General features: G+C 46.9%; 11 protein-coding genes and 1 CRISPR repeat array. Of the genes, 2 read left to right on the top strand and 9 right to left on the bottom strand.

All coding sequences use genetic code 11. From position 1 onward, the window contains the following. The first annotated feature begins 9 nt into the window (after positions 1-9). Positions 10-1,113, top strand: a complete 1,104-nt coding sequence (locus PPHA_RS08250) for an IS5 family transposase (protein ID WP_012508389.1) — start codon at positions 10-12, stop codon at positions 1,111-1,113. Positions 1,114-1,202: 89 nt separating this feature from the next. On the opposite strand, the gene PPHA_RS08245 is transcribed toward PPHA_RS08250, so the two are convergent. The 9 genes from PPHA_RS08245 to PPHA_RS08205 all read right to left on the bottom strand — a co-directional run bounded on the left by PPHA_RS08245 (position 1,203) and on the right by PPHA_RS08205 (position 17,204). Continuing rightward, entirely contained in the window at positions 1,203-2,657 is a 1,455-nt protein-coding gene (locus PPHA_RS08245; RefSeq protein WP_012508388.1) for a DUF4403 family protein, read from the bottom strand. A gap of 226 nt (positions 2,658-2,883) precedes the next feature. Beyond that, positions 2,884-9,213: a CRISPR direct-repeat array (repeat unit 32 nt; unit sequence GTTTCAATCCACGCGCCCGCAGGGGGCGCGAC). 177 nt (positions 9,214-9,390) lie between these two features. Continuing rightward, on the bottom strand, positions 9,391-9,681 hold the full coding sequence (cas2, locus tag PPHA_RS08240; protein WP_012508387.1) for a CRISPR-associated endonuclease Cas2: 291 nt from the start codon (positions 9,679-9,681) through the stop codon (positions 9,391-9,393). A gap of 5 nt (positions 9,682-9,686) precedes the next feature. Continuing rightward, the gene (gene cas1c / locus PPHA_RS08235; protein ID WP_012508386.1) at positions 9,687-10,718 is read right to left on the bottom strand and encodes a type I-C CRISPR-associated endonuclease Cas1c; all 1,032 of its coding nucleotides are present in this window, start codon (positions 10,716-10,718) and stop codon (positions 9,687-9,689) included. After that, positions 10,715-11,359: a CRISPR-associated protein Cas4 gene (cas4, locus tag PPHA_RS08230; RefSeq protein WP_012508385.1), complete on the bottom strand. Its 645-nt coding sequence runs from the start codon at positions 11,357-11,359 to the stop codon at positions 10,715-10,717. The genes cas1c and cas4 overlap by 4 nt, the downstream gene beginning before the upstream one ends. Positions 11,360-11,362: 3 nt before the next feature. Further along, positions 11,363-12,403 carry a type I-C CRISPR-associated protein Cas7/Csd2 gene (gene cas7c, locus PPHA_RS08225; RefSeq protein WP_012508384.1) on the bottom strand — a complete coding sequence of 347 codons (1,041 nt, stop codon included), beginning with the start codon at positions 12,401-12,403 and terminating at the stop codon, positions 11,363-11,365. A gap of 28 nt (positions 12,404-12,431) precedes the next feature. Continuing rightward, entirely contained in the window at positions 12,432-14,093 is a 1,662-nt protein-coding gene (cas8c, locus tag PPHA_RS08220) for a type I-C CRISPR-associated protein Cas8c/Csd1 (protein ID WP_012508383.1), read from the bottom strand. Then, positions 14,090-14,725, bottom strand: coding sequence for a type I-C CRISPR-associated protein Cas5c (gene cas5c / locus PPHA_RS08215; RefSeq protein WP_012508382.1), 636 nt, complete (start codon positions 14,723-14,725; stop codon positions 14,090-14,092). Before cas5c ends, cas8c begins: the two co-directional genes overlap by 4 nt. Before the next feature lie 18 nt (positions 14,726-14,743). Beyond that, the gene (locus tag PPHA_RS08210) at positions 14,744-16,963 is read right to left on the bottom strand and encodes a CRISPR-associated helicase/endonuclease Cas3 (RefSeq protein WP_012508381.1); all 2,220 of its coding nucleotides are present in this window, start codon (positions 16,961-16,963) and stop codon (positions 14,744-14,746) included. Further along, positions 16,950-17,204 (bottom strand): CRISPR-associated endonuclease Cas3'', encoded by a 255-nt coding sequence (locus tag PPHA_RS08205; RefSeq protein ID WP_012508380.1) that lies wholly within the window; start codon positions 17,202-17,204, stop codon positions 16,950-16,952. The genes PPHA_RS08210 and PPHA_RS08205 overlap by 14 nt, the downstream gene beginning before the upstream one ends. Positions 17,205-17,552: 348 nt before the next feature. Between PPHA_RS08205 and PPHA_RS08200 the strand changes: the two genes are divergently transcribed. Further along, complete coding sequence (locus PPHA_RS08200; RefSeq protein WP_012508379.1) at positions 17,553-18,803, top strand: hypothetical protein; 1,251 nt, start codon at positions 17,553-17,555, stop codon at positions 18,801-18,803.

Below are 18,803 nucleotides of genomic sequence, written 5' to 3'. Positions count from 1 at the left end.
AATATTTTAGTGACTACAATTTCCGCATCTTTTCCTTGTAATAATACTGCTTATAAGGAGTTAACGAAAAATAGGCCTGGAACTTCCGTTGAAAAACTTACAAAACTCAAAGATCCCTTGGTCAAACTTGAAGCACATATCGATTGGAAGATATTCGAACCTCTTCTTGATGTTGTCTTCAATAAGACTCAGAATAGCACGCATAAAGGTCGGCCCCCATTTGATCGAATCATGATGTTTAAACTTCTTATTTTGCAGAGTCTGTATAACCTCTCGGATGACCAAATGGAATATCAGATCACTGACAGACTCACTTTCAAACGCTTTCTTGGCCTGAAATCCAGTGATAGAGTACCTGATAGCAAGACCATCTGGAAGTTTCGTGAAACCCTTATTCTGGAAGAGGTTATTGCACCACTGTTCTATCGTTTCAATCAAGCGCTTGATGACCAAAGTATTTTTGCTAACACAGGCCAGATTGTTGATGCCAGCTTTGTCGAGGCTCCCCGGCAACGCAATACCCGTGAGGAAAACAAAGAGATAAAAGCAGGAATAACTCCTGAAGTTTGGAAAGAAAAACCCCATAAACTACGGCAGAAAGATGTCGATGCTCGCTGGGTCAAAAAGAACCACATCGTTTTTTATGGTTACAAAAATCATGTTAAAATCGACAGCGCAACAAAACTCATAACAACATATGCCGTAAGCAGTGCTTCACCTCATGACTCCCAAGAACTTGAAACCTTGATTGATAAAGAGGATGCCGGTCAGATACTGTATGCAGACAGCGCTTATATCGGTCAGGACGAAAGTATTTCGTGGTGTGGCATGTCAGGGCAGATCAATGAAAAAGGTTTCAAAAATCACCCGCTAACGGATGAACAGAAAGCGTCCAATCGCCAGAAATCAAAGACAAGAGCTCGCGTTGAGCATATTTTCGGCTTTATGACGAACAGTATGGATGCCATGCATGTTCGTACAATCGGTCTTTTTAGAGCAGCAGCAAAAATCGGCTTGACGAATTTGACCTATAACATGATGCGTTGTGTACAGCTCAAGAAAACGGTTTATGCCGTATTTTTAAATGACCAGTATGCGAAGGTCATGGGATAACTGCGCCCAATTGTAAGCAAATCAAGGCTGTTTACGTTCAAAACTTAACAAAGAACAGTAATCTTTTGATCAGATAACCATTTCGTTGATCAATGCAGGGATTGCTGGTTCAGATGATATATCAAAAAGCAGTTTTTAGAGGTGCCCTTGAGTGTCAGAGTTGTTTCAGTGCTCGCATTGATGATAAAGTGCACTCCCTCTTTACCCATAAGAATATCGCACTGTTTGATCTCCAGATTGTTCATGATAAGGTCGATTGTTTTGCCTGTCTTCTCCTTGGCAATGGCTTGATGAACGATGAAGGGTAATTTCGCTATCAGCGTTTCCATGCCAAGATTCAGCTTCGACGCGATTCGTTTTTTGAGAAGATCATGCAGTATCTCATCCCCCCTGTTCACAAGAATGCTGTTGCTGTTGACTGCAAAGTCAAAATCCACAATATTCAGTCTCTTGGTTGCGAGGTCAAATACGGGATGGCCAGTCAGAAAAAATCGCCCCTTGAGATCACCCTCCGTGTCAACAGCCACGCTGAGTCCCTCTGTGGAAGCATAGGCTTCTATTGCCTTGATGGTGATGGTATAGCCCTTTGAAGAAATCTCTGCTTCTTTCAGCAGTTCGTTCAGTTGCTGATTAATTTCATGAAAAGAGGTGTTGGCATAGATAAAAACATCGGACTTCCGCTGCAGCTCTTCCACCGGTATTTTTTTGAAATCAGGCAAGGGGTGCTGTTTTAGCACTGTTGTGGTATCGGTGACAATCAGCATTTTCGCTTTTACACTGGCAAGGCAGATGATATCCTGCTGCTGCAGCGATATATCCCCCTTGATATCATTGCAGGAAAAGCGCATCCATATTGGCGCAGGGTTCCTGTAAATAAGAATGGGTTCTTGCAGGTCATGCCAGACACCGGCAACCGTCTTCTCTAATGATGCAGCCTTGTTGATCTCTTTATCGACCATGGAAGTCAAGCGGTGGTTGTTCTGCCTGATGGCATTATCGAGTGTTTCCCTCAGGTTTTTTCTGAAAGGCCCGATTTTGAGCACCGGTTCGCTTGCCCATCGATAGTGTCTAATTTTGAAATTGGTTTTCAGTTTCCAGTCCCGGTCAAGAGCTATTGGTGTTGAGAGAGTCAGGATAATAGTCGTGCGAAATGGTTTAACCAGTTTTGAGAGTGTTTTTCCAAATCGGCTGTCGAGAAGCGTTGCGTTAACAGTCAAGGGAAGGGTGCAAACCAACTCACGGCCTTTTGATCTGATGGTAATCTGCCCTGTTTTCGTGAGCGTCAGGGCAATTTTTTCTTTTCTTGATTCCTGAAGAAAGAGAGTTGTGTTCAGGAATTGACCGGTGATTTTGGCGTTCAGGTAATCAGAAAGGCTTTTGATTTCAAGTCGGATCGGAATATTAAAGGTGGACTGAGGGATATCGATATTCACCGTTTCTGTTATCGCCACGGGTGGAATGGCAGAACTCTTCCTCAATAAAAAATAGAAGCTGGCGGCAAGCAGCGCAACAACAACCGCAGTTATGATGATTGGCTTTTTCATTGCGCTCGGTTGTTTGCCTATTCCTGAAATGCTGCCTGCAGAAAAAGCGGACTACCATGCGTAACGATATTTCATGCCAATAGATTGCAAAACGCATAACGAAGCGGAATTGAAGCAGTGTAAAGGAATGTTTGACCCTCCAAATAATTTTTCCTTCTTATCGCAGTGGTGTTCCCTCCTCTCATGAGGATTGTTGTCCTAAATTGTATCTGTTTTTGAAAGGTAAAGTTCAATCCACGCGCCTGCGGGGGGCGCGACAGAACGCGCTCTACGCTCAAGGCCGCACAACTCCCGGTTTCAATCCACGCGCCCGCAGGGGGCGCGACTTACGGGTTTACGATGCTTAATTTGCCGCCAACGGGTTTCAATCCACGCGCCCGCAGGGGGCGCGACAGCGCACGGCAAGCAAGCCGAAGAAATCGCCATGTTTCAATCCACGCGCCCGCAGGGGGCGCGACACAGCAATGCAATACAAACAAATGGACACTCAAATAGTTTCAATCCACGCGCCCGCAGGGGGCGCGACGGGTTTAGCCGTGAGAGGGCAAAGACGGAGATCGTGTTTCAATCCACGCGCCCGCAGGGGGCGCGACTAATGTAGATACCGTTCGCAAAGCGGTCAGACTGTTTCAATCCACGCGCCCGCAGGGGGCGCGACTTCGGCGAATCAATGCTGCATCAAAAGAGGATTGGTTTCAATCCACGCGCCCGCAGGGGGCGCGACCTGCGACTCGTTCATGCGGCCACCTCCCGGCAGTTTCAATCCACGCGCCCGCAGGGGGCGCGACATGGATAGGAGGAAGTGTGTCGTTGATAGGGGTTTCAATCCACGCGCCCGCAGGGGGCGCGACGGCGGTCGAAAAATAATCCCTTGCCCAATCAACAGTTTCAATCCACGCGCCCGCAGGGGGCGCGACAAGAGAGTATTCGATTCTTGATCAGCGACTCCTGTTTCAATCCACGCGCCCGCAGGGGGCGCGACCAGTTGAGCATATCCCCAAACGACGCGCAATATCTCGGTTTCAATCCACGCGCCCGCAGGGGGCGCGACGTGAATCCGCTGAGCATCTTGCTGTCTATGTGGATGTTTCAATCCACGCGCCCGCAGGGGGCGCGACTATCGCCGGTGATTTCATCGAGGCGCTGTTTGTTGTTTCAATCCACGCGCCCGCAGGGGGCGCGACTCACGAGTACAGCAAAAGACTCCCAATCTTCGACTGTTTCAATCCACGCGCCCGCAGGGGGCGCGACTTGCGGGAATATTGATGGTATTTCCCCTCTCAGGTTTCAATCCACGCGCCCGCAGGGGGCGCGACACTCCGATATTCGGATTCGCTTTAATCCAGCAATCGTTTCAATCCACGCGCCCGCAGGGGGCGCGACGTGCTGATTGGTGCTTTATAATCGGCGTCATGAAGCGGTTTCAATCCACGCGCCCGCAGGGGGCGCGACTGAGAATATCTGGTCTACAGCAAACCGCAAAAACTGGTTTCAATCCACGCGCCCGCAGGGGGCGCGACCCAAAGAGGACCATCATCACAAGGACGATAGTTTTGTTTCAATCCACGCGCCCGCAGGGGGCGCGACTCAGTGCATTATGCATAGAGCGAAATATCTCTGCAGTTTCAATCCACGCGCCCGCAGGGGGCGCGACACGGCATCACGCACAATCTTTTGATGGGGAAGATTGTTTCAATCCACGCGCCCGCAGGGGGCGCGACTTCTCTCTGGAACAGATACAAAACGCCCTGCAATGGTTTCAATCCACGCGCCCGCAGGGGGCGCGACAAAAATTAAATCAAAAAGCGAGGTGAAATATGCAGGTTTCAATCCACGCGCCCGCAGGGGGCGCGACTTTGACGGGTCTGTCGATGTGATGATCTCTTCAAGTTTCAATCCACGCGCCCGCAGGGGGCGCGACGGGTTGTAATTGGTGCTATGGATTTTGTCAGGACAGTTTCAATCCACGCGCCCGCAGGGGGCGCGACAAAATGCAAAGTGTTAAGCAATGAACATTCACGAGTTTCAATCCACGCGCCCGCAGGGGGCGCGACTCTTGTAAGATGCTGCAAGGGTGTATGTAGCCAGTTTCAATCCACGCGCCCGCAGGGGGCGCGACTTTGACGTTGCATCTCAGCATAATTCCCTGTTATGGTTTCAATCCACGCGCCCGCAGGGGGCGCGACTCATCATTAAGCACAGGGCCTGACAATATTGCTTTGTTTCAATCCACGCGCCCGCAGGGGGCGCGACTTAGCTTTTAGAGCATCATCGTATGCAGCGGTGGTTTCAATCCACGCGCCCGCAGGGGGCGCGACTTTAGGGCAATAAGCGAGTCGTCGATTGTGACTGTTTCAATCCACGCGCCCGCAGGGGGCGCGACTTGCCACTCCCATGATTCCATAGGGCAAATCCTGTTTCAATCCACGCGCCCGCAGGGGGCGCGACTCGCTGCAAATTGAGAATCCGTTGGAATTTTGTTGTTTCAATCCACGCGCCCGCAGGGGGCGCGACGAGGAGACCAATGGCTGATGCACGGGAACGGGTGTTTCAATCCACGCGCCCGCAGGGGGCGCGACTTTTACAGTGAGGTGATAAGCCGTATGATACCGGGGTTTCAATCCACGCGCCCGCAGGGGGCGCGACAATGGCAACTATAGACGCCCTTGAAAGAGAGTTGTTTCAATCCACGCGCCCGCAGGGGGCGCGACCATGACGCCGATTATAAAGCACCAATCAGCACTCGTTTCAATCCACGCGCCCGCAGGGGGCGCGACGATAACAGCACTCCTCACGTATGCGGCTATGAGGTTTCAATCCACGCGCCCGCAGGGGGCGCGACCTGCATTATTGCGAGTTGCCGAAACATATCTTTTGGTTTCAATCCACGCGCCCGCAGGGGGCGCGACGTAGGAATGATACAAGAGTGCCCTTGTCTTTTGTGTTTCAATCCACGCGCCCGCAGGGGGCGCGACTTTCCTGATGGGTCAGTTACGACAATCCAAGCAGTTTCAATCCACGCGCCCGCAGGGGGTGCGACCTGTACCTCCCCGTTTTGCATCATACTCGGCAAGTTTCAATCCACGCGCCCGCAGGGGGCGCGACGAACCCCAAGGATCATAACCAAGGCCCCGTATTTTGTTTCAATCCACGCGCCCGCAGGGGGCGCGACTATCAGAATGGCAAAAATCAAACAGGAGTGATTATGGTTTCAATCCACGCGCCCGCAGGGGGCGCGACCTGTAAACTTCTGGTGCGCCCTCACCATCAGCAAGTTTCAATCCACGCGCCCGCAGGGGGCGCGACAGTGAGATGACAATTGAACGGGCAGCGGAAGTGCTGTTTCAATCCACGCGCCCGCAGGGGGCGCGACGTGGTTGATGGAAAACGGCATTATGACCACACACGTTTCAATCCACGCGCCCGCAGGGGGCGCGACCACCAAACGACTATATGGAGCTTGGTAACCATTGCGTTTCAATCCACGCGCCCGCAGGGGGCGCGACTTGATGACATGCAGGAGAGTTGGGATGACGCGCGGTTTCAATCCACGCGCCCGCAGGGGGCGCGACATTGCATTCCAGCGCAAAGATGGTAGGGCTGAACGCGTTTCAATCCACGCGCCCGCAGGGGGCGCGACAAATCCTTTTGTTGCATGAGAATGCCCGCAGGTGTTTCAATCCACGCGCCCGCAGGGGGCGCGACATAGAGAGGCTTTTCCGTCGTCGCACATGTGGAAGTTTCAATCCACGCGCCCGCAGGGGGCGCGACGCAGGGGACGTCTGCTCCTCGTCGGCAAAAGATGTTTCAATCCACGCGCCCGCAGGGGGCGCGACTATGCAAAACCATACACCGGCAAAGCCAAATATGTTTCAATCCACGCGCCCGCAGGGGGCGCGACTTCCTTTGCTTAGTTCATAGAGATATGAGAGCGGTGTTTCAATCCACGCGCCCGCAGGGGGCGCGACTAGACCTCTTTATTATGCCGGTGTGATTGATGCAGTTTCAATCCACGCGCCCGCAGGGGGCGCGACTAAAGGTCTGTATACAGAACAGATAATGTTATTTGTTTCAATCCACGCGCCCGCAGGGGGCGCGACCATTGCAGGTCGATACACTCAAAAAGTATGTACCGGTTTCAATCCACGCGCCCGCAGGGGGCGCGACACACCATTGTTGCCATTTTCCCGCACAGAAGGCAGTTTCAATCCACGCGCCCGCAGGGGGCGCGACGACCTAAAGGAAGATGAGATACAAAAGCGATTGACAGTTTCAATCCACGCGCCCGCAGGGGGCGCGACTTACATAAGCAAAAAACAAGGGGAACTATAATGGTTTCAATCCACGCGCCCGCAGGGGGCGCGACATTGATTCCCAAAAAAGGGATGACGGCCAAATAATTGTTTCAATCCACGCGCCCGCAGGGGGCGCGACTTTTTCATGATATCCCATATTTCATGTATCGAGTCGTTTCAATCCACGCGCCCGCAGGGGGCGCGACTTGGATGTCGTATTTTGTTATCAGTTTGCCGAGTTTCAATCCACGCGCCCGCAGGGGGCGCGACTTTAAAAATATCTACATGCTTTACGCCTTTAATGTGTTTCAATCCACGCGCCCGCAGGGGGCGCGACTGGACTCCAATCTATAGCCGAGGTGATTACAAAAGTTTCAATCCACGCGCCCGCAGGGGGCGCGACATGACGCCTCCAGGGCATAAATATGCTGTACCCCTGTTTCAATCCACGCGCCCGCAGGGGGCGCGACGTGAGGAGTGCGGAAAAGAGTTTACAGTTACGCGCGTTTCAATCCACGCGCCCGCAGGGGGCGCGACAGGGGACAGGTCTTTTCTTGTCCCCCCTTCTGTAGTTTCAATCCACGCGCCCGCAGGGGGCGCGACACATCCGTTTCAATACTTTTCCAAACGAATAATCGTTTCAATCCACGCGCCCGCAGGGGGCGCGACAGGGATAAAATGAGCGGAGATTTTGCGACACTTGGTTTCAATCCACGCGCCCGCAGGGGGCGCGACTATCACCTTTTACGCAAGCATCTGCGCAAGTAACAGTTTCAATCCACGCGCCCGCAGGGGGCGCGACCTCCTGCCTCAATCAGCTCAAGCTGCCGAGAAAAGTTTCAATCCACGCGCCCGCAGGGGGCGCGACGCGTGATCTTGTCAAAAAGAGCATTGCTGAGAAGTTTCAATCCACGCGCCCGCAGGGGGCGCGACACAGATAACTATTGTTGATTTTGCGGCAATTGTTGGTTTCAATCCACGCGCCCGCAGGGGGCGCGACAGCCATAACCGATACACTTCCCAATAAAACGCGGTTTCAATCCACGCGCCCGCAGGGGGCGCGACAAAATCCGCACGTTCTTGCTTTTCCGTATCGATAGTTTCAATCCACGCGCCCGCAGGGGGCGCGACATCACCGAATCAGGTAACCTATCAGGGAACAAAAGTTTCAATCCACGCGCCCGCAGGGGGCGCGACGTTGATGGACTGAACCGCAGGGCCAAGCGGTATCTGTTTCAATCCACGCGCCCGCAGGGGGCGCGACATCACCTTTTACGCAAGCATCTGCGCAAGTAACAGTTTCAATCCACGCGCCCGCAGGGGGCGCGACAGTGGATTGACATATCTCGCGACTTATTCGACTGGTTTCAATCCACGCGCCCGCAGGGGGCGCGACCGGGATATTCTGCGCCCCTGAATTAGCGACAACTGTTTCAATCCACGCGCCCGCAGGGGGCGCGACGAGTTGTTAAAACCATAAAACACCACTACAATGGTTTCAATCCACGCGCCCGCAGGGGGCGCGACTTCCAAGATCACCATTTGCCGCCTGCGCAATCTCGGTTTCAATCCACGCGCCCGCAGGGGGCGCGACACCCCGCACAAACAACAGGAGATAGTATGATTGGTTTCAATCCACGCGCCCGCAGGGGGCGCGACAGGCACTATCGTTGCTCAAAGCGGCACAATGATAGGTTTCAATCCACGCGCCCGCAGGGGGCGCGACACATTTTGCTAATAAGCTTGTCGTATTGATAAGGTTGTTTCAATCCACGCGCCCGCAGGGGGCGCGACGACACTCTGAAAAAGGAGTTGCGTAGCAGATTGAGTTTCAATCCACGCGCCCGCAGGGGGCGCGACTGTAGCAACTGCAACAATACGTACACAAAGAGCAGTTTCAATCCACGCGCCCGCAGGGGGCGCGACGTACTGAACCATGCATTCCTGATAATACCTCTTCATGTTTCAATCCACGCGCCCGCAGGGGGCGCGACGATCTGCCCCGTCCGTCGTGCATTGCCGGAAACCAGTTTCAATCCACGCGCCCGCAGGGGGCGCGACATTCTCGTATGCCTACCGACTGATGATATTTTGACGTTTCAATCCACGCGCCCGCAGGGGGCGCGACCTATGAGAGCCTTGCAGGCGCCGAAGCCGATTTTGTTTCAATCCACGCGCCCGCAGGGGGCGCGACTTGACATACCCATCCAACCATCAACTGCTGCAGAAGTTTCAATCCACGCGCCCGCAGGGGGCGCGACTGTCTAACTGTAAAATCAGGCATTTCATGGTGTTAGAGCCGCCTAAACGCGAACCATTTCGTATGCCAAATAACATTTTACGAAAACCTGATACAAAAAACTATAACAACAACAAAATAAAGAGAATATGAACATCGCGAACATACCGGGATTTGAGGTACAGCTTGACGTTCGCGTTTATAAAATCAGCGGACCTTCAAGATCTCGTGGTTCTTTGGCTCCTTCGTGTTCAATGTGATTTTGCCAGTTTGATCCGAGAAAATAAAACCTCAAACTGTCATGGTCATGATCCATCTCATGGACAAGCTTTCCCCGTAATTTTGTCCATTGTGCTGGATCAACATTACATTCAAACACTGAAAACTGGACTCGTTGCCCATAGTTCTGGCAGGTTTTGGCTATGCGGCGCAATCTCCTTTTTCCGGCAGGAGTTTCGGTGTTGACATCATAAGTGACCAGAACAAGCATTATCGTTATCTCCAGACAAATGGCGGGTAGGTGTCGATATCGCCCCGGATATGGCGGGCAAGCAGCATAGCTTGCATGTGCCACAATAAACCGATGGCCATTTTTTCTTTGACAAACGGGTGCTCGATTTCTTCCTGCTTCCGATTTTGATAGGCGGTTAAAAGCGTTTTGCGAGCATCATCTTTCAGGAGTACAGCACCCGTTTCCGAGATGGTAAAATCTTTGGATTGAATCTGACCTCGATTGATCAGCGATAGTGCCAACCTGTCCGCAATATACGAACGGAACTCTTCAATCATGTCAAGAGCAAGACTTGGGCGTCCCGGTCGGTCTTTGTGTAAAAAACCTGCAGCAGGATCAAGACCGCACGACTCAAGCGCAGAGCGAATATCGTGTGTCAGCAGGGTATAGAGAAAAGAGAGCAGACAGTTTATTCGGTCAAGTGGCGGACGGCGGTTGCGACCGGTAAAGCGGAACAATGGATCTGTAGAGGTGATACACTCATCGAAGACGTCGAAGTAAACTTTTGCTGCTTCGCCCTCAATTCCCCTGATACGTTCCTGATCGGTTTCATCCTGCAAGCGCTTTATGCAACCAGCAAGGATATGCTGGGCATTTTTCAGTTTAACAGAGTTCACTTTTTCGGGATGATCCCTTACCGTCCGTGCAAGTGTGATTCGGGCATTACCGATTTTGCCGATAACAAAAGAGCGGGCGAGGCGAGCGGTTTGAAGGTTATTGTCAGCCATACGGTACTGTGCTCTCCGCAGTAAAATATTCCCTCGTGTCGCTCCCTGAACCTGACAGAGAAATTTTCCATACAAGCTTAAAAATGTTACTGTTACACCGCTTTCAGCACAATGGCCAAGCAAAAATGGGCTGCAGGTTACCGAACCAAAACAGATGATGCCGTCAAGCATATGCAGCGGGATGCGCGTTTTGACCTCTTTTTCTATTTTGATAACAGCACACTCACCCTCCTTTGAGAGGTAGGCGCCCTGTGTAGTGACAAAAAGGGTATTGAGATATTTTTTCAAATCTCCTCCTCCGAGAGTGTATGAAACAATTTTTGAAGGTATACTTTCGCCGTTTTTCCCTGAACAATCACCTCCGGCAGGCACTCTTCTTTCAACGAGCAGAGCTTGCATTTCGGTCCGGGTTCAGGTGGCGGTGTTACTCCATTCCGAAAGAGGTCATGCACCCCTTCTGCAGCAAGAACCGTTTTTTCACGCAAAACATCATCGAAATCAACATCCAGTCGGTGCTTTGTCTGGCCGTAGAACAGTGCGCCTGCTGAAATTTGAATTCCAAGCATCTCCTCAAGGCACATGGCCTGGGCACAAAGCTGGATTTTATCTGCATCATGTTTTTTCGGTTTGCCGCGTTTGTACTCAACCGGAAACGGCTCCTCATGATCTTTCAACTTATGCCATTCCACCACGTCAGCTATACCCGAAATGCCAAGTATTGCGCTTCGCAATGCTGCACTTCTCGTTACACGGACACCGCTCCGGTATGATGTTTCACCGTTATCGACCCGTTCATGCATCTCCCGTCCCTCAGCAGTGTAGCCGTTCTCGCTCCATATCTGTTCCAGATGGATCAGCGCACACTGCCGGGGGCAGTAGACAAAATGCTGTAATGCTGACAGCATCACGAAATCGGATTCAGGGTACATGGCTTATGCAATTTTTCTTAACAGAGTTACCTTTCCTAGATTAGTTTCATCGATAGTAATCTGATAATCTTCATAAAATCTTGCAGGACCATTTGAAAGAGGTTTTCGTTCAACTTTAATTCTTTCAAATAACTTGTGAGCAGGAGTGTTCCCCAACTCAGACTCGTGTTGAAAAACGAAAAGTTGACGGGATGCCATCTCACCACGAGATGCAGAGCGATCATGATCAAACATATTAATCAATGCAGACCATAGCAATTCAAGATCGTCTTCTGTGAAACCTGTTTGTTTTGCTAAAGGAGCAGAAATAAATCCATGAACCCTGTACAAACCATATGGTACAATGGATTTTCTTGCACCAAGTCCTTTATCACTCGATTTATCCACGTTTACTGCTGCTGTTCTTGACATTGCAATCTCTAATCCGACGATTGGCTCGATACTTCTCGAAAAACTCAATTGAACAGGACCGCGTACTTGTCCGCAGGTTTTATCACCTGTCGACATAACTGCTCCAAAAGTACGAACATCAAAAAAGTTTTTACACATCCACTTCTTTGCGATAACTGATTTTCCGTCAACAAACAATTCTTTTATTTTCGCTTTTGAAGCATCAGTAATATTTTTTAGTTTTTCCACATCTTTCTTTACTTTGTCAATATCCGAACTCAACTGGAAATAAATTGCGTCGTTTTCAAAACCGACTCCTTCAGGATATTCCGCAAATGAACTTAACTCACCTCTTAAATCCGCAGGAACGAATACGTATATTTTTTCATCAGTCAAAGCATTATGCGCTCTTTTATGGTGTTCAGAAAGAAACTCGCCTTCTCGCACATGGATCTCGTAAGGAGATTCATTTTTTTTCAATAGTTCTACATAATTTCTGATTTTTCTTTTCAAGCATACATCCGTTGTAATTCCGTGCCCAGTCTCAGGATCAATACGCGGTAGATTTCCGGCATCAGGGTCACCATTTGGGTTCCCATTTTTAACATCAAAAAGCAGTACAAACTCATAACGGTTTTCAATGGTCTGAGTCATTATTAGTCTCCTTAGTTATGGTTCAATATCATTTATAAAAAGCATTTTTTTGCTGATAATATGCAATTGCAAACAAGCCTTGTTGCTTCAAATTTAAAAGTGCAGGGAATGTATCAATATGTTCAATAATTTCACGTATTCTGCGATCAGAAATATCCCCATAGTCTGATTTTCCAATATGATGGTGTGATAAGCTAATTAATCGAGGGAAAACACTGGCTGGTGTAGTAGATGCAGCAGTATAATATCGGTCTTTTATCGATGCATTAACATTTCCTATAGCATCAAACTGCGCTTTTTCTAATACAGCAAAAAGTCGCCCAAGAAGATATTCGATCTCCCGTCGTTCTGTGTCCAATGACATTGGTACCTCCATTTTATAGTTTCTTTGCAATACTGCTTTCAGAATCGATGCACGTAAATAGTTAACCTTGTCCACCCTTATTCTCCCCAACACTCCTTGAAATAGATGTTGTGGGTAGTTCACTCCTGTAAGGATTGACCGCAGAAGTGCTCCACCTAAAACAGGAGAAATATCTTTAGGTTCTCTAACAGTTTCTTTAAGTAAATGCCAGATTCCTGGGCAAATAACATCATCTTTCTTACTTCTTTCCATTTGTAAACATAAGAAATGTTCTCTTAATCTTTTCATCATTTTATTAACGGTGCTAACGTAGGAAAAACGGAGAGAAAGTCTGGCTTTGTTGAGAGAAAATCCAAGAATAAAAAATTTTAATTCTTTTTCTTTTTCAATATCATCTGGTAGTTTTCCATCACGTATAGTTTCTAAAAACTTTTGAATAGGTATGTTTGCTATTTTATCTTCTATTGATGGGTTCAAAAGAATTCCCATAAAATTTTCAACTGAAGATTTTTTTTCTGCCCAAAAAACTGTTGTGGTTTCTGCTATTTGTAAACGTTGCGTTTTACTTCGGAATAAGTATTTAAGAGCTGTTGAACTTTTGAATTCTGCTTCAACCGAAATTAGTGCATTTTCGCCTTTTTTCTTGCCATATGACTCATAAGATACATCATTAAAAGAAACCAACGAGGCTCCAGAACCAAATTTAAATTGGGCATATTGCGTTTGAAGATCGTGAATTTTTCCATCTATAAGACTAAAACCTTTTTTGTATTCTTTTTTTAAAAGATGATTAGTCCAAAGTTTTCTAACTTCAACTCGCTCATGAATAAATTGAGAGTCCCCAAAAAGTTTAAAGGCTACCCACTTTCCTTTATTTCCTGAAATCTCTTTCCAGTTTTTTAAGCCAATTGAGTCCAAAGCATTCCATTTCTTCAAAAAAGATATAACAGCAATAACACCTTCGTCTGAAGAATTACTGCATACTTCTGAAATTAAGTTAACAAATGAAGAGTGGTGTTCATTTTTCTCAGTATTTCCTGACATTCCAAAAAAATAATCAGCCTTATCTACCATAAAGTTTGGAGTTTCCTTTGCACCTCCACCAGCACGAACATTTACTTCATTTGTATAGGGCGTTTTAGATAAATAATATTCAAATACATTCGGTTTTATAGGCTTTCGGCTTTCTTCAGGATCACCGATAAGATTACCTTCTTTATCAATGGTAACAAAAAAGCCAATATCTTCCATGCTAAAACCATATGGAGGAACGTCATCATTTATAGCAAGTCTATCATAGAGTTCTATTAATGACTGAAAAATCATGAGACGGCCTCCTGTTTACAATTAATAATGCCATTGTGCATGATGGCTCGAAAAAAACGAGCAGTCATGTTATTTTCAAAATCAATATCATGTAGCATATATCCTAAATCCTGTTCACCAGAAAGCAATGATTTCGGAATATCAACACACCACTCGAAATTAACAGGAAACTCACGACACCCGAAATATGGACGATGAAAACATTGACCTGCTTTTGCTCGTCTTGTAAAAATATCTAAATGCTTTCCTTCATTATTATCTTCTTTCATAGAAAAATAAAAATGAGCTTCAATAATATATTCAACATCTCGAAGCACCATTGACGCTCTTTGTTGACGAGTATCTGAGTCATCCACAATAATACTAATTGGATACTGTCCTACCATATCAACTCTATTTAGACTTGTCTTTTTTGCAACTTCATTACGGCGAATATTTTCAAAACGGATAGGCTTTAAAACATGAATCCTATCTATTATCCATCGAATAGATGGTTTCCAGTAAATTGCTTCTAATATGCCTCGTGCTGCCGAAGGTGTCATCACATCATACGACACTCTTTCAACCTTCATTTCTGGTCGAGTAAATAATGCGTAGTCGCCCCAGACTCGTAACTTTATTCCATAGCTCATTACTTGATGCTCCTTGGGTTAATGAATAAATGCATTCCCTTGTGGCGTCGAACATTTTAAACCAGTGTTACTTGAATACAACACATCTGATATCAAGACAAAAATACCCGGGACTATCACTTCAAGAGATTTTTGTATTTCCTTAATTTGATTACTGTGTATTTGTACTGTGTATTTTTGGAGTTTTCGTAAAATTCGTCCTTTATATTTTGAATATTTTAACTCTTCAACCATTGTTAGTGAATTTTGATCAAGTGCTATAATAACTGGAATTGTTGCTGAATTTATTATTTCGAAATCAGCAAGCTTCTTAAATTGAATTTCTCCTGATTGAGCTGTTTGACACAGAGAAACGATTCCTTCTGAATCCATACGTTGCTGGTTTTTCCAAAAATAGTCATAAAAATACTCACGAACACATTCCGGTGATGTGAGTTTTCCTTTAAAAAGATCAAACAATTTTTCCGCCGATTGAGCTGCTTGTTTTATAAATGGAGTGATCGGTAAATCAGCAAAAGAAAAAACAAATACTTGACAGGCTTTTTCATGTAAACCATTTCTATTACACCGCCCAGCGGCTTGAGCAATACTATCAATCCCTGCAACAACTCTGAATACACAAGGGAAGTCCACATCTACTCCAGCCTCAATCAATTGTGTACTAACAACGCGGCATGGCTCTCCGTCGTGTAATCTCCTGCGAATTTCATTCAGTTTATTGGTACGATGAAGAGGATACATCAAGGCGCTTAAATGAATAGTTCCATCTGATTTTGGCAAAGCATTATATATATCCAATGCCTGTTGACGAGTGTTGACTATACATAAAACCTGTTCATAATTGGATAGTTTTGTTGCAACATCCTGTACCGAGAGTTCTCCAATAAAAGACTCTTCAGTCCGCTTTAATGCTCCAAACAGACTATGCACATCCTGAATAATTTCTCGTACACCCTGTAACCCACTTTGAAACTGTTCCGAATATTCGATAGCAGGTTGTGTTGCCGTACAAAGAATTGATGAGACACCATAGTTGAGTGAAAGCTCTTTAATCACCTCCATGCAGGGGGACAATTTTTCAACAGGAATTGCTTGAACCTCATCAAATATGACAATACTATCCGCTACGTTGTGTAACTTTCGACAGTATGATGTTTTGCTAGCATAAAATGAATTAAAGAACTGTACGTTTGTTGTCACAATAATCGGGGCATCCCAGTTTTCTGAGGCCAAGAGAGATTTCCAGTCTGATTCATCAACCATAAAGTTGCAATGATGCTCAAGTATGGCATCATCGCCTAGCATATCCCTGAATACTTGGGCGTTCTGCTCAATGATGCTTGTGAATGGAATCACATATATGATTCTTCGCTTACCATATTTTTTAGCATGAGCCAATGCAAAGGCAAGCGATGCTAATGTTTTTCCGCCTCCTGTCGGTACTGTCAAAGAAAAAAGTCCTGGATCAAACTCTGCACTTTTCAAACAATCATTCAACACCTTTTCGCGGTACTGGTTTACAACCGTTGTCGAATCAGCTTTGTTTCTCAGGGCATCGAAGTTTGTTGAAAATCGTTCAGAGAGTTCATCCAGAGCAGGATACCCCGACCGCCAGACAGATTTTTTGTTACTCAATGATGCTTCAGTGTCCAAATAGTCGGCATCAACGAGACAAGAAAATAACATCCTCACAAAAAACTGAATAATAAACCCTAAACGATTCTGCTCGATTTTGGAAAGCGGTAATAATGAAGGCAGTTTTGGAGCAGAATGCGGAAAATCAACATCAGTAAAATCTTCCATCAATCGAGATTTTAACGCAGCAATTGCGTCATCATGCCAGTTCGGCAAACCGCCATGATGCCCAGCAATACAGTAAGCAAGTAATTTTCCTGCTTGATCAGATTGCTTATAAAGTTCTTGAGCACCTACAATTGCATGGACAGGATGCCCACTATAAAACGCAGAAAATTCATCCGTAACATTATTTTCATGACGCAAATATGCTTGCCAAGATAGTGTACCTTTTCCTAAATCATGCCAACGTCCTGCAATATCTGCCCAATTTTCTGCACCAAAAAAACGAGCAAATCCAGCAGCCATTTCAGCAACCGCTTGCAAATGATCTTCTAATAGATGCCAGTTCTCGGAAGGTTCGCTTGGTCTTGAATGAGCGTAATATCTCCAAAAATTCTCATTTTGAAGCGCACCAGCAGAGGAGTGATCAATCTTGCTCATGATTCTCCTCCGTATAATCCCCGTTATTCTTGCGGATATATTCCTGCCACTGAGGATTGTATTTTCCGAGATCATGTAACAGACCAGCCGTTTTGGCCCAAACACCATTGCTGAACTCATCTGCGAATAGGGCTGCCTTCTCCGCAACCCGTGTAAGATGTTCCTTCAAGTCATGCTCCATCCATGAACCATCCGGATTTTGGCGAAGATGTGCGACTGGTCGAACTGATTGTTGTGTCATGGAAATAAATAGGTTTGAGCCGATAAGTCCATTGCAAGAAGAGGTTATCCCGTTACTGCAGAATACATAAAAATTTTGTTAAACAAAAAATTAACGTGTTTTTATTTGGTAATTTACGAGTTACAGGTGTTGCGTGATGTCCGCATTAATTTTGCAACCGATCACATAACCGGGTTACTGCACATATTCGGAAATATATACAGTTGTCGTGGCTGTTGGAAGCGTCAAGGCCATGCGCAGGGGAGCTTTTTTTGTGGAATGATGTTGGGGCAGATGTTCCTTTTTTATGGATATTTTGCGTATTATTTGTCTGTTGCGGTTCGTTTATCAATGTAAACCCGGTTTATTATGCAGCCTATTCGCATCAACAATTACTGTTTTAACCATATCCATACCTGGATACAGTACGACAAGCGCTTTCCCCAGTTTATTGAGGTTGTTATTGAGGTTTTTTATCCTGAAAACCGGCAGGCTGAGGGTCTGGTGATGTTCAACCATGGCTTTCTGATTGGTAATGATCTGCTCTATTATCCGAAAAAAATTATTGGTGGGCTGTTGAATGATAATCCGCTTTTTGGCATCAATCCTTCCCGATATTATAACTATACGTCGGCCATTGTGGAACATAATTGGGCTATGGCTTTTGTAACGGCATCACACATGCAGTCGGTTGCCATGCCATGGATCGATTTCGGGGGTAATCCGAGGGTGGGGCAGGATGCTTATGCTGCGGCCTCCTACCTGATCAAATATGGGGCAACTGATGAGTTTTATAAAATTGATGAACATAACAGGAATCGTTCTTTTTATAACAGGGAGCTGATTTTGCAGACCGGGTTTATGAAGAATAATAATGTTATTTTTGCCGGTCACTCGGTTGGTGGCGCACATGCCCAGGTAGCTTCGGTTGGTTTTGAGAAGCTGCAGGAAATTGGTAAAGATACTTCCCGCTCCTTTGATCCGGTGCTTTTTGATCGGGAGTTTGTTCCTGCCCTCTCTTCTGCCATGTCTTCCTGGTCTGCTGAAGAGCGGGCAAATCCTGTGGGATATCTTCAGCTTTCTCCGGTTGATATGAAGGTTCCTCTGCTTGCGCCGGGAATGGAACGTTATCGGGATGTGCTTTCCGAATCACCGATTCCCGGTATCATGATTATTGGTGAGTGCGACAATGCCTGCCTCAATATGTCGCAGCCGCCTGCATGGTCTTCTGATGCTGCAAAGAAGACCGAATTCACGCAACTCTCTTCACCAACGAGTTGGTCGGCGGTTGCCAGTGTTGAGTACGGCAGTCATTGTGGTTACCTGACAGAAAAAAGCCCGCTCTGCAGTGTTGCTGATATAAAAAATCCCTGCAAATCAAACAAGGAAAAGGAGCCCTATAAGGCTGGAGGAGATGAAACGCTCTTTACGACAGAGCTGATCAAAAATTTTATTAACCTTTATCCGGAAAATGATGGTTTCAATGGCGGGTTCAAAGGTGATTTTGATCAATGGCGTGGCAGCAATTTCATGAAGTGGCTGAACAGGAAGAGCCCTGACGGGGTTATCAATCTTGTTCCGTTCAGTGATGGAGAGTATGTCAGTTTTGCTCGTGATTGA

This window comes from Pelodictyon phaeoclathratiforme BU-1, assembly GCF_000020645.1.
GTDB lineage: Bacteria > Bacteroidota > Chlorobiia > Chlorobiales > Chlorobiaceae > Chlorobium > Chlorobium phaeoclathratiforme.
The sequence above is the reverse complement of the archived record's forward strand: the minus strand, read 5'-3'. Positions and strand labels throughout refer to the sequence as shown.

What these genes read in the sequence shown, in the direction of transcription:
- PPHA_RS08245 (WP_012508388.1), bottom strand. Translation starts at nt 2,657, where the DNA reads ATGAAAAAGCCAATCATCATAACTGCGGTTGTTGTTGCGCTGCTTGCC.
- cas2 (WP_012508387.1), bottom strand. Translation starts at nt 9,681, where the DNA reads ATGCTTGTTCTGGTCACTTATGATGTCAACACCGAAACTCCTGCCGGA.
- cas4 (WP_012508385.1), bottom strand. Translation starts at nt 11,359, where the DNA reads ATGTACCCTGAATCCGATTTCGTGATGCTGTCAGCATTACAGCATTTT.
- cas7c (WP_012508384.1), bottom strand. Translation starts at nt 12,403, where the DNA reads ATGACTCAGACCATTGAAAACCGTTATGAGTTTGTACTGCTTTTTGAT.
- cas8c (WP_012508383.1), bottom strand. Translation starts at nt 14,093, where the DNA reads ATGATTTTTCAGTCATTAATAGAACTCTATGATAGACTTGCTATAAAT.
- cas5c (WP_012508382.1), bottom strand. Translation starts at nt 14,725, where the DNA reads ATGAGCTATGGAATAAAGTTACGAGTCTGGGGCGACTACGCATTATTT.
- PPHA_RS08210 (WP_012508381.1), bottom strand. Translation starts at nt 16,963, where the DNA reads ATGAGCAAGATTGATCACTCCTCTGCTGGTGCGCTTCAAAATGAGAAT.
- PPHA_RS08205 (WP_012508380.1), bottom strand. Translation starts at nt 17,204, where the DNA reads ATGACACAACAATCAGTTCGACCAGTCGCACATCTTCGCCAAAATCCG.
- PPHA_RS08200 (WP_012508379.1), top strand. Translation starts at nt 17,553, where the DNA reads ATGCAGCCTATTCGCATCAACAATTACTGTTTTAACCATATCCATACC.